The organism is Enterococcus sp. DIV1206, from assembly GCF_051712485.1.
Lineage (GTDB): Bacteria > Bacillota > Bacilli > Lactobacillales > Enterococcaceae > Enterococcus > Enterococcus faecalis.
This window is the reverse complement of the sequence record NZ_JBIOOZ010000001.1, coordinates 2,335,024-2,348,621: the sequence shown is the minus strand read 5'-3', so window position 1 is coordinate 2,348,621 and position 13,598 is coordinate 2,335,024. Positions and strand designations below refer to the sequence as shown.

Sequence of the window (13,598 nt, the reverse complement as noted above, 5' to 3'; positions counted from 1 at the left end):
GAGGAGTAGTAATGATGGTGGAGACTTTTCAAGAGAGAGGAAGTACAGCCAATGAGTAGGAAGCGAAAAATCAGCTTAATTAGTTTAGTCATCATTTTGTTTTTTGTCACAGTCGGCTCAGCATACTTTGCTGTAGCGGGTAGCTATTTAAAGAAAACGATTGATAAAGGCTATGTCCCCATAAAAAATGATTATACTGAAGCGCAAAATAAAGATAGTCAATCGTTTTTGGTCATGGGTCTAGACAATACAATTGAACGGAAATTAGGCACAACTAGGACTGATGCTATGATGGTGATTACCGTGAATAACAAGACGAAGAAAATAACCTATTTAAGTTTGCCACGGGATAGTTTTGTTCAAATTGATGCGAAAAATTACCAAGGGATGCAGCGAATTGAAGCCGCCTATACCTACGATGGACCAACAGCTTCTGTTAACACAGTTGAGAAATTATTGAATATTCCAATCAATCATTACGTTGTGTTTAACTTTTTATCTTTTATTAAGTTAATTGATGCGGTTGGTGGCATAGATGTCAATGTCAAGCAGGCGTTTGATGGTGTCACCAAAGACGGGCCAGGATCCATTCATTTTGATGCAGGGAAACAGCATTTAGATGGTACGAAAGCTTTATCTTATGCCCGTGAAAGACATAGCGATAACGATATTATGCGTGGATTCCGACAACAAGAAATTATTCAAGCAGTTGAAGACAAGTTGAAATCTGGTCAATCAATCATGAAAATAATGGACATTATTGATTCGTTAAATGGAAACATTCAAACTGATGTGGATTCCAATGAATTGACTCATTTAGTCAAAGAAGGTTTGACTTGGACCAATTATGATAAACAACAGCTTTCTTTTGACTGGCGCACTTTTAGTAATGAAGGGCGCAGTATGGTTGAACTATATCCAGATAGTATTGAAAATGTCCGTCATCAATTACGTGTGTCTTTAAATTTAGAAAAGCCAGATGAACGAGATCAAGACGGCTATGTCTTCCATACGAACGGTGAATTTTTATATCAAAGTGATTATACCGTTCAAGATGAAGCAGCTGAGGAAAACGAAATGACTTCCATCAACGGCAATACGTATATTGGTGTTCCTGGCAATACACAGACTGGCCCGTTGCCATCAGTTAAAACGGAAAATGGCTTTATAAAATAATTTATTTTCCAAGTGTAGAAAATCCGAACATAACAGATTAAATAATCCGCTTACTTATTATTCTTCTAAGGAAAAAACGAAGGATTTTAGCAAGGAAACAGCGTATCATTTGATATAAACCCAACATTCCCTTTATAATGAAAGTAACAAGCAAATTTTTGTTACTTAGAAGGGGAAGGGAGCAAGGAGTTATGTTTAGTTATACAGATACCATTTTGTCAATTATGCAAAGAATTGAAGTATACAACGAAATTTTCAAAGCCATCTCTAAAGAAGTTCAAGAATACGGTTGTAATCAGGCTGCACATCGGAGAGGCCGTGACACTTATATGTTTTGCCGAAATAATGTGAATCGTTTTTTTACAGAAGAAATGATGTTTCGTAAAAATTTAGAGCCGTATTATGATAAAGAAGCAACGAAAATCTTGCTAGAAGGATTAGATACGTATAAAGAAGGAGTATTTTTCTGGTTAGAGGCATTAAGTGAATCTTGCCAAGTGACAGATGAATTGAAATATCAATTAGGAATCCGCCAAAAAGAATCCTCTTATTTATTAATTAATCAAGCTTGTAAAGAAGCCTGTGAGGGCATTCAAAGCGCTCATAGTGTTCATAAGATGTAAAAAGTTAGGGATAGCTGTCAATCTGGCAGTTATCCCTAACTTTTTTATTTCAATATCATCTGATAAGCATAACGTTCGCCATCGTTAACATCTAAAATCACGTCACCTTGATAAACAAAGCCAGCTTTTTTAATCAGGTGCTGCATAGCGAGATTTTGTGGATGTGTATCAATTCGAATATCAGTAGCACCTTGCAAACGAGCGGCTGTAACCAGTGAGCGCAAAAGCACCAAAGCCAGTCCTTGACCTTGAAAGAAACTTTTTAGAGCAACACGATGAATTGCTGTATACGTAGCTTGAGAATGAGGTTGCCAAGAACCATTAAAAATCGCTTCATAAGCAGGATCAATCTCCGAACATAAAACACCAACGCCTGCCAAGGCATCATCAACCATTAAAATATAGCAAGTTTGCTGGTCGATATCTTTTGCTAAAATTTCTTGATTCGGGCCATCGTCGTTTTGCCATTGGGGAATGCCACTTTTTTGTAAGGTGCGGCGTCCATCTTCAATGATAGCAAGGATGTCAGGCAAATCAGAAGGTTCTGCTTTTCTTAAGTAAACAGTCAAAAAATATTCCCTCCTCTTAGAAACCTGTTGTTGTTTTCAATTGGTAAATTTTTGAAGGGCGGCCAATGCCAACGGGACGTTCACCTAACTCTTCAAAATATTGTGTCATGGCTTTTTTAAAATTTGAATGGTCAATGCTACGATAATCAACGCCGAGGAACTTCGCAAAAACTTTACGGGCTTCCGTAATGGTGAAATCTTTTCCTAAGACTTGAAGCACTTGCGGTTCATGTTCCATTTTATCAACAACACGATTAAACGCCTTAATTATAATTTCACTATGGTCGAAGGCTAATGTATCTTTACCAAGAGAGGCCGCTGTTTTCAAGTCTAAAGTAATTTCCACATCTTCATGAGATAACGTGATATGTTGACCATGCCGTTCAAGATTGAACCAGTGGACTTCTTTGGCATCGTCGCCAGCAATTAAAGGTTCTTCACCAATAAAAGCTAAATAGCTGACTGTCACGACCCAGCCACGAGGATCACGATCTGGGCGACTAAAGCTGTGTAATTGTTCAATATTTTCTTGAGAAATCACCACACCAGTTTCCTCTTTTGTTTCTCTTAAAACACTATCTTCAGTAGATTCGTTACGATTAACAAAACCGCCAGGAAGCGCCCATGAGTTTCTAAAGGGGTGACCTTTACGTTGAATCAGTAAGACTTTCAATTGATCGGCTTCCTTGTTGTAACAAAGAAGAACCATATCAACGGTTAAAGAGGGTTTTTCATATTCAGGTAATTCTTGTTGATGATACCAAGTTAAAAACTCTTCTAAGCTAGCTTGGCGTTCATAATAATTTTTTTCTTCGGCTTTAGAAGCAAATTGTGGCACAATTGCTCCTCCTTTCAAAAAGAAACATGGTTTTCTTTTATTGTATCATTAAGTGGCTGAAATACAATATTCAAGCGTAAAAAGAAAAGCAAGCCTGGGACAAAAATCACTTTGGATTTTTGTCCCAGGCTTGTACTATAAGAAGTTTGTTCTAAACGTTGTTTATTGTGTTAATTCTAATAATTTATTTTTCAAATCTTCTTCCATATGGCCAAGTTCGATTTCGGCAGCTTGGCGTTTTTCTTTTCCTTCTTGTTGAATACGTAATGTTTCTTGGATAGTTTCAATTAAATCATTTTGTGTTTTTTGTAATGTTTCAATATCGACTAGGCCACGTTCGTTTTCTTTTGCTGTTTCAATTGCAGAAATTTTTAGCATTTCTGAATTTTTCTTCAGTAAGTCATTGGTGGTTTCAGAGACTTGACGTTGAGCAGTCACAGCATCTTTTTGACGGAGTAAGGTCAAGGCGATGACTACTTGGTTTTTCCATAACGGAATCGCTGTATTCACCGATGATTGAATTTTCTCAGCCAAAGCTTGGTTAGTATTTTGGATTAAACGAATTTGTGGGGCTTGTTGAATCGTAATTTGACGAGCCAAGCGTAAATCATGGGTTCTTTTTTCTAAACGGTCTAGGAATTGGTTATAATCATTAACAATTTGGACATCCATTTGATCCCCAGATTCTTCCGCTTTTTTCATGGCTTCAGGGATAATTTGCGTCCGTAGTTCTTCTGCTTTTAATTCCCCAGCGGCAATATAGATGTTTAAGGCATCAAAATAATCTTTATTTTTTTGATACAATTGATCTAACATGGCATTATCTTTTAAAAGACCATCTTTTTCATGGGTTAATTTGACAGCAATTTTGTCAATTTGCGCACCAATTTTTTGATATTTGGCGGTAATTTCGTAAACGGATTGTTTGACTTTACCTAACATTTTTTGAATAAAGTTGCCTTCGCCAGCACGTAATTCATTGGGATTGGCTTCATTTAAACGAAACATTAGATCGGTCAGTGAATCACCAACAGGACCAATGTCTTGTGCTTGAACGTGGTTTAACATCGCTTGCGAAAATTCGCCAAGTTTGATTTGGGCATTTGAACCATAGGTAATTACTGCTTGTGAATCTTGAACGTCAATTTTTGAAGCTAACTCTTTTGCTTGGGCTTGACGTTCTTGTGGTAATTTATCAATTAAACGAGGAGCTGCTTGCTGTTCTTTTAACTCAGATAGTTCATTTTGTTGCGTTGGTGTTAGTTCATCCATTGATGAAAATGGATTACTTAATAAATCGTCCAATGTATTGGTTACAGATGTTGTTTCTTTGGGTTGTTGCTCAGTCATTTTTTTTCCTCCCTAATGATTATTGCTGGTCTTCGTTTACTTGAGGTGATTCCTCAGTTGCAGCTTTTTGCGACAAGCTGCTTTTAGCGATCGACATTTCGACATCTAAATCGTCTAAGTCATCGGAAACGATTTCCTCATAATCATTTTTAACTAATTTTGACAATTGGTCAATGATTTGTGCGCTTTCTTCTAATTTTTCATACGTTTGTTTGTTTTTTACTTCATGTTGTTCGATTTCTAAATGTTTACTTGTTAAGTCAACGATATTTGGTAAATGTGTGTAGAGAAAGTGATTGGCTAAGTGTAACTTTTTAGGTTCTTTCACTAACTCTTTAAACAGAGCTTTAGAAACCTTCGTTGTATCATTACGTAAGTCAATCGCCCGTAATTTAGTTGAACGATTCATGTTTTCTTGTAATTGTATGATTTGTTTTTTGGCTGTGCTCATTGTACTTCTGAAAAAATCAATTTCTTGTGGAGATAACCCCAACTCACGATAATGGGCTTCTTTATCTTTCGTTAAGTAAGGCATTTGATCGCTCTTGTCGGCGGCATTTTTCTTTTTTCGATAGAGAACGAATACTAAAAAGCCTACCAGAATCACAAAAGCGAAGAAGCCATATTCTCTAGCGACAGCAATGATTAAGGCTCCTAAAAGAATATAGCCAATCAGTAATTTTGTATTTAATTTGTTCATTTATATAGTTCCTCCTATCTATCTAATCCTCGAAAGAGTCAGCTCTCGTTACAATAGTTATTTTAGCATACTCTGTGAGAGAAAAGACATACAGCGGAAGATGTATTTTATGATTTAGTGAAATCCTAAGAAAAAAGTATAAAACGCAAAAAAAGACCCGTCCTAATTGGGGGTAGGACGGGAAAGGAGTTAAAAATGAAAAAGTGTTTTGTTAGGGTTGTTTGTTGGTATGCTTAAATAATACAAGGAAGTTGTGAATTTTTTATGTCTATTTTTTTTCGAAAATGTAATTTTTTTCTAAAGCAATAAATTTTTTTCTTTGAAAAGGGTTTAACTAGAGAAGAAGGGGTGCGATTTTTATCATTTTAGGGTATGATAAACAAGAAAGGTTGGTGAAAGATATGTTAAATTATGAGGACTTCGAAGAAAAAACACTTCAACGTCGAGAAATTTTTAAAGGAAAGATTATTGATGTTTTTTTGGATGACGTGGCTTTACCGACAGGCGGCACAGCTAAACGCGAATTGGTTTTCCATTCAGGCGCAGTAGCTATGATTCCGTTAACCGCAGAAGGAAAAATCGTCTTAGTTAAACAATTTAGAAAACCCTTGGAACAAGTGATTTTAGAGATTCCGGCGGGAAAAATTGATCCTGGAGAAGAAAATCAATTGGAAATGACGGCTATGCGGGAATTAGAAGAAGAAACTGGGTATCGTGCAGGTCAGCTCACCTACATAAATTCAATGTATCTGTCACCAGGATTTGCTAATGAAAAATTGGCTCTCTATTTGGCAACGGATTTGCAGAAAGTCGAAAATCCGCGTCCTCAAGATGAAGATGAAATCTTGGAACTTTACGAGCTAACAATAGCTGAAGCCAAAGCAGAAGTGGCAAAGGGCACGATTTGTGATGCCAAAACACTTTTTGCTATACAATACTGGGAATTGTATTTACTGCAAAGACAGTTTAAGGAGGACACGCAATGAGCAAAGGTCCGTTAGTCACTCGGACAGAACTTCGCAAACGCAGAGAAGCAGAAGAAAAAGAAGCGGAACGTCGTCAGCAGGAAGAGCAGAAGCTGGCGGAAAAAGCGTATAAGCGAAAAGAAAAAGAAATTTCGACGTTTTATCGTAAAGAAAAGAAAAAACAAAAACCAATCAACAAGTCACGAGTAGGAGAATACTCAAAGCGTCGAGAACGGAGTACTTGGTTAAACAAGGCAATTATTATTGTAGCGATTTTATTAGCCGTTGTGGCGTATATCGTTTTGAATTTATAGAAAAGAGGAATCACTATGAAAATTGGAATTATTGGAGCAATGGATCAAGAGGTCAAAATTCTAAAAGAAAAATTGACAGACACGATGTCATGGGAACGAGCAGGCGCTTTATTTGTTTCTGGTTCGTTAGGAAGACATGAGGTGATTGTGGTTCGTTCAGGAATTGGTAAGGTGGCCTCAGCTGTGACCACGACTTTATTGATTCATCAATATGGCGTAAATATGGTGATTAATACCGGTTCTGCTGGTGGTATCGGTGAAGGACTAAAAGTCGGCGATTTAGTCATTGCAGACAAATTAGCTTACTTTGATGTTGATGTCACTGGTTTTGGTTATGCCTATGGACAATTGCCTGGTGGTGTGCCTTTGTATTTTGAAACAAGTGAATACTTGCGGATGGAAATTGCGAAAGCTGCTGAAAAAACTGGTTTAGCTATTCGTAAAGGATTGATTGTTACTGGAGATACTTTTGTGGATAGCGCTGAGAAAATCGCCAAAATTAAGAAAGAGTTTCCTGAAGCCTTAGCTTGTGAAATGGAAGGCGCAGCAATTGGCCAAGCCGCTTCACAGTTCAATATTCCATTCTTAGTTGTACGGGCAATGAGTGATACAGCAGATGGCGAAGCAACTCAAAGCTTTGACGAATTCATCGATGAAGCTGGGAAAAAATCAGCCGAAATGGTTATTCATTTTGTCGAAAACTTAGTTTAAAAAGAGAAAGAAACAGCCATCATTTCATCAATGAAATGATGGCTGTTTCTTTCTCTTTTATTGTCATTTAATGGAATGTTTTTAAATACTGTTCTTTTTGTTTGCGCGTTAATTTTTTAAAGGCGGCTTCGGCTTTGGTGGCCGCGCTACGTGTTTCAAATTTCTCTGTATGAATCATTTTGACTGGCCGTCGTTTGGCTAATCGAGTATATTTTGCACCAGTTCCGCTATTATGTTCGGTTAATCGACGTTCTGGCTCAGTTGTATAGCCACCGTAAAAGGAACCATCTTGGCAAAGTAAAACATAAAAATAATGGGATTTCTTATTCTCCATAAAGCATAGCCTTCATTTCTGCTTCGTATTCGTTCTTTTCATTGTATGTAAAAAGAGGTGGTAACACACGAAAACCGTCTTTTTTGCCTTGTTTAATGCCTTCAATTAGTAAAACATTAGCTTCTTTGCCTGGCTTCGGATAAACAAACCGAGCTTTTTTCGGCGCAATATTGGCGTTTTCCATGGCATGTAAAATATCCAGGAAACGATCAGGACGATGAACCATTGCGAGGCGACCATTTGTTTTTAATAAATCCGCCGACACAGTGACCACTTCTTGAAGAGACGTGTGAATTTCATGACGGGCAATCGCTAAGTGCGGGTTTGGATTTTTTTGGCTAGTTGGTCGTTCTTTAAAGTATGGGGGGTTACATAGTACTAAATCGACAGAATCTTTTTTGATGACCTCTGTCGCTTGTTTTAAATCACGTTCATACATCGTTACTTGTTTTTCCAATTTATTTAATAGAATACTTCGTTGACCCATATCTGCCAAACGAGGTTGTAATTCGATTTGGTCGATCTTTGCAGCTGTTTTCCGACTAACGAAGAGGCCGACCGCGCCATTGCCAGCACACAAATCGACAATCTTGCCTTTTTTTGGTAGTTGCGGAAAATTAGCCAATAAGACTGCATCAATGGAAAAAGAAAAGACTTCTTTGCTTTGAATAATTTGAATATCATCCGCATATAATTGATCAATCCGTTCGCCGGATAATAACATAGATTAAGAACCTCCAACTTTTCATCTGATTGTTCATGTATTATACTACTTTTAAACCCATATGACAAAATCTGTTCGCTAGATTAGTAGGAACATGTTATTTCTCTGATTGATAGACGTAAAAAAAGCTTGTCAAAAGGTAGAGCTTTCGGCATACTAGAAAGCGGAGAGAAGAAAGGAAGAAAATTATGTTTTTTACATTTATGCGTGGCGTGGTTCGCGTCATTTTATTTGTGATTAATGGAAATGCACATTATGAAAATAAAGAAAAATTACCAAAAGACCAAAACTATGTCTTAGTTGCGCCGCATCGAACATGGTGGGAACCGCTGTATTTAGCTGTTGCTGGCAGTCCTAAGAAGTTTAGTTTTATGGCAAAAAAAGAGTTGTTTAAAAATCCTGTTTTACGTTTCATTTTAAAACATGCGAATGCGTTTCCGGTGGATCGTGAGAAGCCCGGTCCCAGCGCGATTAAAACACCTGTCAAAATTTTAAAAAATTCTGATTTAAGTTTGATTATGTTCCCTAGTGGCACGCGTCATTCCTCAGAATTAAAAGGTGGGGTAGCCTTGATTGCTAAAATGGGGCGAGTACCTATCGTGCCATCTGTTTATCAAGGTCCGTTAACTTTAAAAGAGTTGTTTAAACGTAAAAAAGTAACGGTTCGTTTTGGGGAGCCAATCGATATTAGCGATATTAAAAAAATGGATAAAGACGGTTTAGCTGAAGTGGAACGTCGGATGCAAGAAGCATTTGATCAGTTAGATAAAGAAATTGATCCAACTTTTAAATATGAATCAACAGAAAAAGAATAAAACAAACCGCTACAGAATAGGAATGTTACTGGCAGGTAGTCTCATCAAAAGATGATGCTCCCTGTCTTTTTTCTTGCATTAAGAAAAAAGTTTGTTAAAAATCTAATTCTTCTGTCCGATTTTCTTAAAAAATACCAGAAATTTGTTATAATAATAAGAAGGACTTTTTTAGGCGGTGAAAAAATGAAATTTTTACATACAGCAGATTGGCATATTGGCAAAAAATTACATGGTTTTGATTTGTTGGCAGAACAAAGGGAAGCCTTTAAACAAATCTTAGCAATTGCGAAAGAAGAGCAAGTGGATGCTGTTGTGATCGCTGGAGATTTGTATGATCGCTCTGTTCCAGCAGTTGAAGCAGTCGAGATTTTTAATGAAATGATGATTCAAATGAATCTCAAAGAGCATTTCCCCGTGTTAGCTATTTCGGGAAACCATGATAGCAGCACTCGTTTAGAAACAGGAGGCCCTTGGTTTAACCAAACGCAATTTCATTTGAATACGCGTTTAGAACAAGCCTTTCAACCAATTGAAATCGACAATACCCAATTTTATTTGTTGCCTTATTTTGAACCGATTGCGGCTCGCTTATATTTTGAAGATGAAACGATTCGAACGATTCAGGCGGCGATGGAAAAAGTTGTCGCGAAAATGCAGGAATCTTTTCTCCCCAACAAAAAACAAGTGTTAGTTAGTCATTTTTTTGTCGCTGGCAGTGAAAAAACTGATTCTGAAACAAAATTAACAGTGGGTGGTTTGGATGTTGTACCGACGGCTTTGTTAGAGCCTTTTGATTATGTCGCGTTGGGCCACTTACATGGAAAAAATGCGTTGCAGGCACCTAATGCTCGATACAGTGGCTCGCCTGTAAAATTTTCTTTATCAGAAATGACACAAGAAAAGGGTGTTTGGCTTGTTGAAACAGAAGCTGAAGTTCATTTTAAATTCCGTACTTTGAAACCATTGCGAGACATTCAACAATTGACGGGCTCGTTTCAGCAGTTAACGGATCCCGCTTTTTATCAAGAAGTGAATCGGGAAAATTATTTACATGTCCAATTAACCGACCGAGCGATCATTCCCAACATGATGAATCAATTGCGAAAAATTTACCCCAAAATTATTGGGTTGGAACGTTTGAATGGTCGAGAAACAAGCAACGGAAATCAGAAAAAAGTGGTACAAATAGAACAACGTTCACCAGAAGAACATCTGCATGACTTTTTTAACGATGTGACAGGAGAGGCCTTGACAGAACAACAAGCACAATGGGTCCAAGAAGAACTGAGTACACTTAATCAATTAGAAAGAGGGAAGTAACAGGATGAAACCATTATCTTTAACATTGAAAAACTTCGGACCGTATATTAATGAAACCATTGATTTTACGAAGTTTGAAGATTCTTCACTTTTTCTAATTAGTGGAAAAACAGGGTCTGGGAAAACAACGATTTTTGATGGAATGAGCTATGCTTTGTTTGGTGAAAGTTCTGGGAAATTACGTTTAGGCAAAGAAATGCGTTCCACATTTGCTGACCCCTCAGAAGCCACTGAAGTTACTTTGCTTTTTAAACATAACGAGTATCTCTATGAACTGAACCGCCTTCCCGAACAAGAACTTTTTAAAAAACGTGGCACAGGAGTCCGTAAACAAAGTGCCAAAATTTCTTTAATTGTCAAAGATGCTCAAGGGAAAGAACTACGAGCCTATTCTAAAAGACGCGAAGTGGACGAACTCATTCAAGAATTATTGCATTTGAATGCCAATCAATTTGCTCAAATTGTATTGTTACCACAAGGAGAGTTTCGGACTTTTTTAATTGCTAAAAGTGATGAAAAAGAAAAGGTTTTGCGTAATTTATTCGGAACAGAATTGTATCAGTTGTTCAGCGAAAATTTAAAAGAACGCTTAAAAATTGCCAATCAAGAGATTCAAGAAACCCAGCAAAAAATTGAACTGAAAACAGAACAGTTGCATTGGTCAGAAGAACCTGAACCGACAATGACACTTTTTGAAAAACTTCAATTATTAGAAAGCCAACAACAAGAGGCTCAGCAACAACTATTAGTTGAAAGAGAACAAATTGCAACCTTAAAACAAGCCAAACAAGCAAAAGAGCAAGTTCGTTATGCCATTGAAGAACGGCAAAACTTGCAACAGCAAAAAGAAGAATTACTGGAAAAGAAAGCAAAACAAGCTGAACAGGAAACCGTCATTGAGCGGCTAAAGGAACAGATTCAGCAATTAAAATGGAGCCAAAAACAGCAATCTTTAGCTGAAAAAGTCTTTGAAAAACGAAGCGAAAAACAACAAAAAGAGCAAGAAACAAAGTCCAAACAACAAGCTCTTATGGAAACGCAACAAGCATTGACAGATTGGCAAGCAATCATGAGTGAGTTGGAAGAACAACAACCATTGATTGCTGAAAAACAAGAACGTCTTCAAACGATTCAACGTCAATTACCACAATACCAAGAATATGAACAGTTAGCCCAACAACAAATAGCAGAACAAGCCAATTATCAAGCCATTCAAAAAGAGTATGAATCTTGCCAACAGGAAAAAACAACATTAGCGGATAAAGTGGCGACAGCCAAACAATTTATTGAACAAGAAGGAACACTTGAAAAAGCAAATTTTGAATGTTCTAGTGTAGCAGATCATTGGCAAAATTTTGTAGAACGTTGGCAAAAAAATCAAAAAGATTGGCAAAAAATTAGTCAAAACCAAGGGGAATTGCACGAGTTGACACAACGGTTTGCAGTTGAACAGCAACAAAAAAGCGCCGAAGAAGCGAAGTTGCAGACAAAGAAAAGTCAATGGGCCTCTTTACAAATCCAACGATTAAGCTTGTTACTTGAAGAGGGGGAACCTTGCCCAGTTTGTGGCTCTTTAGAACATCCAAAACAACAAACTCATCAAGAAGTTTCCTTAGAAGAGATTGATCAAGCGGAACGGGAATTAACGGAAGTTGAAAAAACGGTTCAACGATTTACTGAAACGCTCTCTGCATTAGGGGCGGAAAAGCAACAGAAAGAAAGCCAATTACAAGAACAGGAAGCTGCGTATACTGAGGAACAAGAACAATTAGCAGCGCAGTTTGCTGACTTGCAGTTGCCGTTAACAGGACTAACTTTTTCACAAGTAACACCTGCAGAAATTGCGGAAGTTGAGTCGCAATTAGCTAAAGAAAAACAACAAATAGCACAAAAACTAACGGAAATTTCAGTCGAAAAGGACCGTCTGGCGGAACTAGAAGAACAAGTAGCTGAAAATTCCCAACGCTTTGAAGTGCTCCGACAACAAGTAGAAACAATGCAACAAAGTCTGGAAAGAATCACTATCCAGCAGCAAATGATTGCTAGCCAATTATTGGATGCAACCGTCACATACGAAGAAATGACTAAACGACAAGCTTTGCTTCAAGAAGAACTCTCTGCATTTGAACGTCAAAAAGAAAACGTGACGACACAAGGAGAAACCTTGAAGAAAGAAGAAATGATCCTTGAAAGTACGTTGACGCATTTGGAGAAAGAACAACAAACACTTCAACAAACAGTCGCACAACTTGAGAGTCAGTTAAACGCAGTTTTAACGGAACAAGGAGTGACAGAGGACCAATTGACGGAGTGGTTGAAAGAGGTACCGACACTAGAAAGTCAGCAAGAACAAATTGCTTTATTTGAACAAGAGCAAACCCAACTGACTATCCAACTCGCTGAAATTGAAAAAAAATTATCTAGTGATACGTTCCCAGAATTATCTTTAATCACCACAGAAATTGAACAAATAACACAACAAATTGAAGAACAAGAAAAAAAATACTATCAACTGCATGAAAAAATGCTGAACAACCAACAGTTGGTTCAAGAAATTAATGCGCAAAGAACAACAATTGAAGACAAGTTTGAGGAAGTTGCTGCACTACAACAATTGGCAGATACGGTGAATGGCAATAATCCTAAAAAAATTAGTTTTGAACGGTATATGTTACAAACGTATTTAGAAAGAGTGCTGACAGTCGCTAATCAGCGTTTAGACCGCCTGACCAATAGTCGTTATCAATTTGAATTGAATCACGAAGCAGGTAGTTATCGGAATCAAACGGGGCTAGAAATCAATATTTATGATGACAATTCAGGGACGGTGCGCAGCGCTCACACGTTATCAGGCGGGGAAAGTTTTATAGCAGCGTTAGCTTTGGCACTTTCTTTAGCAGAAGTGATTCAAGAACAAGCAGGCGGAGTCTTAATTGATGCGTTGTTTATTGATGAAGGCTTTGGTTCCTTAGATGAAGAAGCATTGGAAATGGCAATGGAGGCGTTAGAAACGATTGAAAATGAAGGCCGCATGATTGGGATTATTAGTCATATTGGCGAATTAAAAGCACGAATTCCACAACAATTACAAATAAAAAGCAATGGGAATGGTCAAAGTACCGTTCACTATCAGCTAGCTTAGTAGAAGAGGAGGTGAGT

General features: G+C 37.5%; 14 protein-coding genes. 8 read left to right on the top strand and 6 right to left on the bottom strand.

All coding sequences use genetic code 11. From position 1 onward, the window contains the following. The first annotated feature begins 51 nt into the window (after positions 1-51). A complete protein-coding gene (locus IGK86_RS11640; protein WP_002368824.1) occupies positions 52-1,176 on the top strand; it encodes an LCP family protein in 1,125 nt (374 codons plus the stop codon). Positions 1,177-1,313: 137 nt separating this feature from the next. Beyond that, positions 1,314-1,799 (top strand): hypothetical protein, encoded by a 486-nt coding sequence (locus IGK86_RS11635; protein ID WP_002356444.1) that lies wholly within the window; start codon positions 1,314-1,316, stop codon positions 1,797-1,799. Between the two features lie 44 nt (positions 1,800-1,843). On the opposite strand, the gene IGK86_RS11630 is transcribed toward IGK86_RS11635, so the two are convergent. The 4 genes from IGK86_RS11630 to IGK86_RS11615 form a co-directional block, all read right to left on the bottom strand. Next, positions 1,844-2,368 carry a GNAT family N-acetyltransferase gene (locus IGK86_RS11630; protein ID WP_010776053.1) on the bottom strand — a complete coding sequence of 175 codons (525 nt, stop codon included), beginning with the start codon at positions 2,366-2,368 and terminating at the stop codon, positions 1,844-1,846. Between the two features lie 16 nt (positions 2,369-2,384). Then, positions 2,385-3,206: an NUDIX domain-containing protein gene (locus IGK86_RS11625; RefSeq protein ID WP_002372290.1), complete on the bottom strand. Its 822-nt coding sequence runs from the start codon at positions 3,204-3,206 to the stop codon at positions 2,385-2,387. Positions 3,207-3,368: 162 nt separating this feature from the next. Then, positions 3,369-4,556: a toxic anion resistance protein gene (locus IGK86_RS11620; RefSeq protein ID WP_002356447.1), complete on the bottom strand. Its 1,188-nt coding sequence runs from the start codon at positions 4,554-4,556 to the stop codon at positions 3,369-3,371. A 19-nt stretch (positions 4,557-4,575) separates the two neighbouring features. Further along, positions 4,576-5,256 carry a 5-bromo-4-chloroindolyl phosphate hydrolysis family protein gene (locus IGK86_RS11615; RefSeq protein WP_002356448.1) on the bottom strand — a complete coding sequence of 227 codons (681 nt, stop codon included), beginning with the start codon at positions 5,254-5,256 and terminating at the stop codon, positions 4,576-4,578. 401 nt (positions 5,257-5,657) lie between these two features. Between IGK86_RS11615 and IGK86_RS11610 the strand changes: the two genes are divergently transcribed. From IGK86_RS11610 to IGK86_RS11600, 3 genes are read left to right on the top strand one after another with little or no spacing between them, the layout of a single operon-like run. Further along, the gene (locus tag IGK86_RS11610) at positions 5,658-6,242 is read left to right on the top strand and encodes an NUDIX domain-containing protein (protein ID WP_002367189.1); all 585 of its coding nucleotides are present in this window, start codon (positions 5,658-5,660) and stop codon (positions 6,240-6,242) included. Next, positions 6,239-6,535: a cell wall synthase accessory phosphoprotein MacP gene (macP, locus tag IGK86_RS11605; RefSeq protein WP_002356451.1), complete on the top strand. Its 297-nt coding sequence runs from the start codon at positions 6,239-6,241 to the stop codon at positions 6,533-6,535. The genes IGK86_RS11610 and macP overlap by 4 nt, the downstream gene beginning before the upstream one ends. Positions 6,536-6,550: 15 nt before the next feature. Continuing rightward, a complete protein-coding gene (locus IGK86_RS11600) occupies positions 6,551-7,246 on the top strand; it encodes a 5'-methylthioadenosine/adenosylhomocysteine nucleosidase (RefSeq protein ID WP_002356454.1) in 696 nt (231 codons plus the stop codon). Between the two features lie 67 nt (positions 7,247-7,313). Here IGK86_RS11600 and IGK86_RS11595 read toward each other — a convergent pair whose 3' ends face one another. Continuing rightward, positions 7,314-7,580: a GIY-YIG nuclease family protein gene (locus IGK86_RS11595; RefSeq protein ID WP_002356455.1), complete on the bottom strand. Its 267-nt coding sequence runs from the start codon at positions 7,578-7,580 to the stop codon at positions 7,314-7,316. Continuing rightward, positions 7,570-8,304 carry a tRNA1(Val) (adenine(37)-N6)-methyltransferase gene (locus IGK86_RS11590; protein ID WP_002356457.1) on the bottom strand — a complete coding sequence of 245 codons (735 nt, stop codon included), beginning with the start codon at positions 8,302-8,304 and terminating at the stop codon, positions 7,570-7,572. Before IGK86_RS11590 ends, IGK86_RS11595 begins: the two co-directional genes overlap by 11 nt. A 188-nt stretch (positions 8,305-8,492) precedes the next feature. Between IGK86_RS11590 and IGK86_RS11585 the strand changes: the two genes are divergently transcribed. The 3 genes from IGK86_RS11585 to IGK86_RS11575 are packed head-to-tail and all read left to right on the top strand — an operon-like array spanning position 8,493 to position 13,581. Next, on the top strand, positions 8,493-9,119 hold the full coding sequence (locus IGK86_RS11585; protein ID WP_002356461.1) for a lysophospholipid acyltransferase family protein: 627 nt from the start codon (positions 8,493-8,495) through the stop codon (positions 9,117-9,119). A gap of 51 nt (positions 9,120-9,170) precedes the next feature. After that, positions 9,171-10,439, top strand: coding sequence for an exonuclease SbcCD subunit D (locus IGK86_RS11580; RefSeq protein ID WP_002397872.1), 1,269 nt, complete (start codon positions 9,171-9,173; stop codon positions 10,437-10,439). A gap of 4 nt (positions 10,440-10,443) precedes the next feature. Further along, on the top strand, positions 10,444-13,581 hold the full coding sequence (locus tag IGK86_RS11575) for an SbcC/MukB-like Walker B domain-containing protein (RefSeq protein WP_016616633.1): 3,138 nt from the start codon (positions 10,444-10,446) through the stop codon (positions 13,579-13,581). The last annotated feature ends 17 nt before the right edge of the window (positions 13,582-13,598 follow it).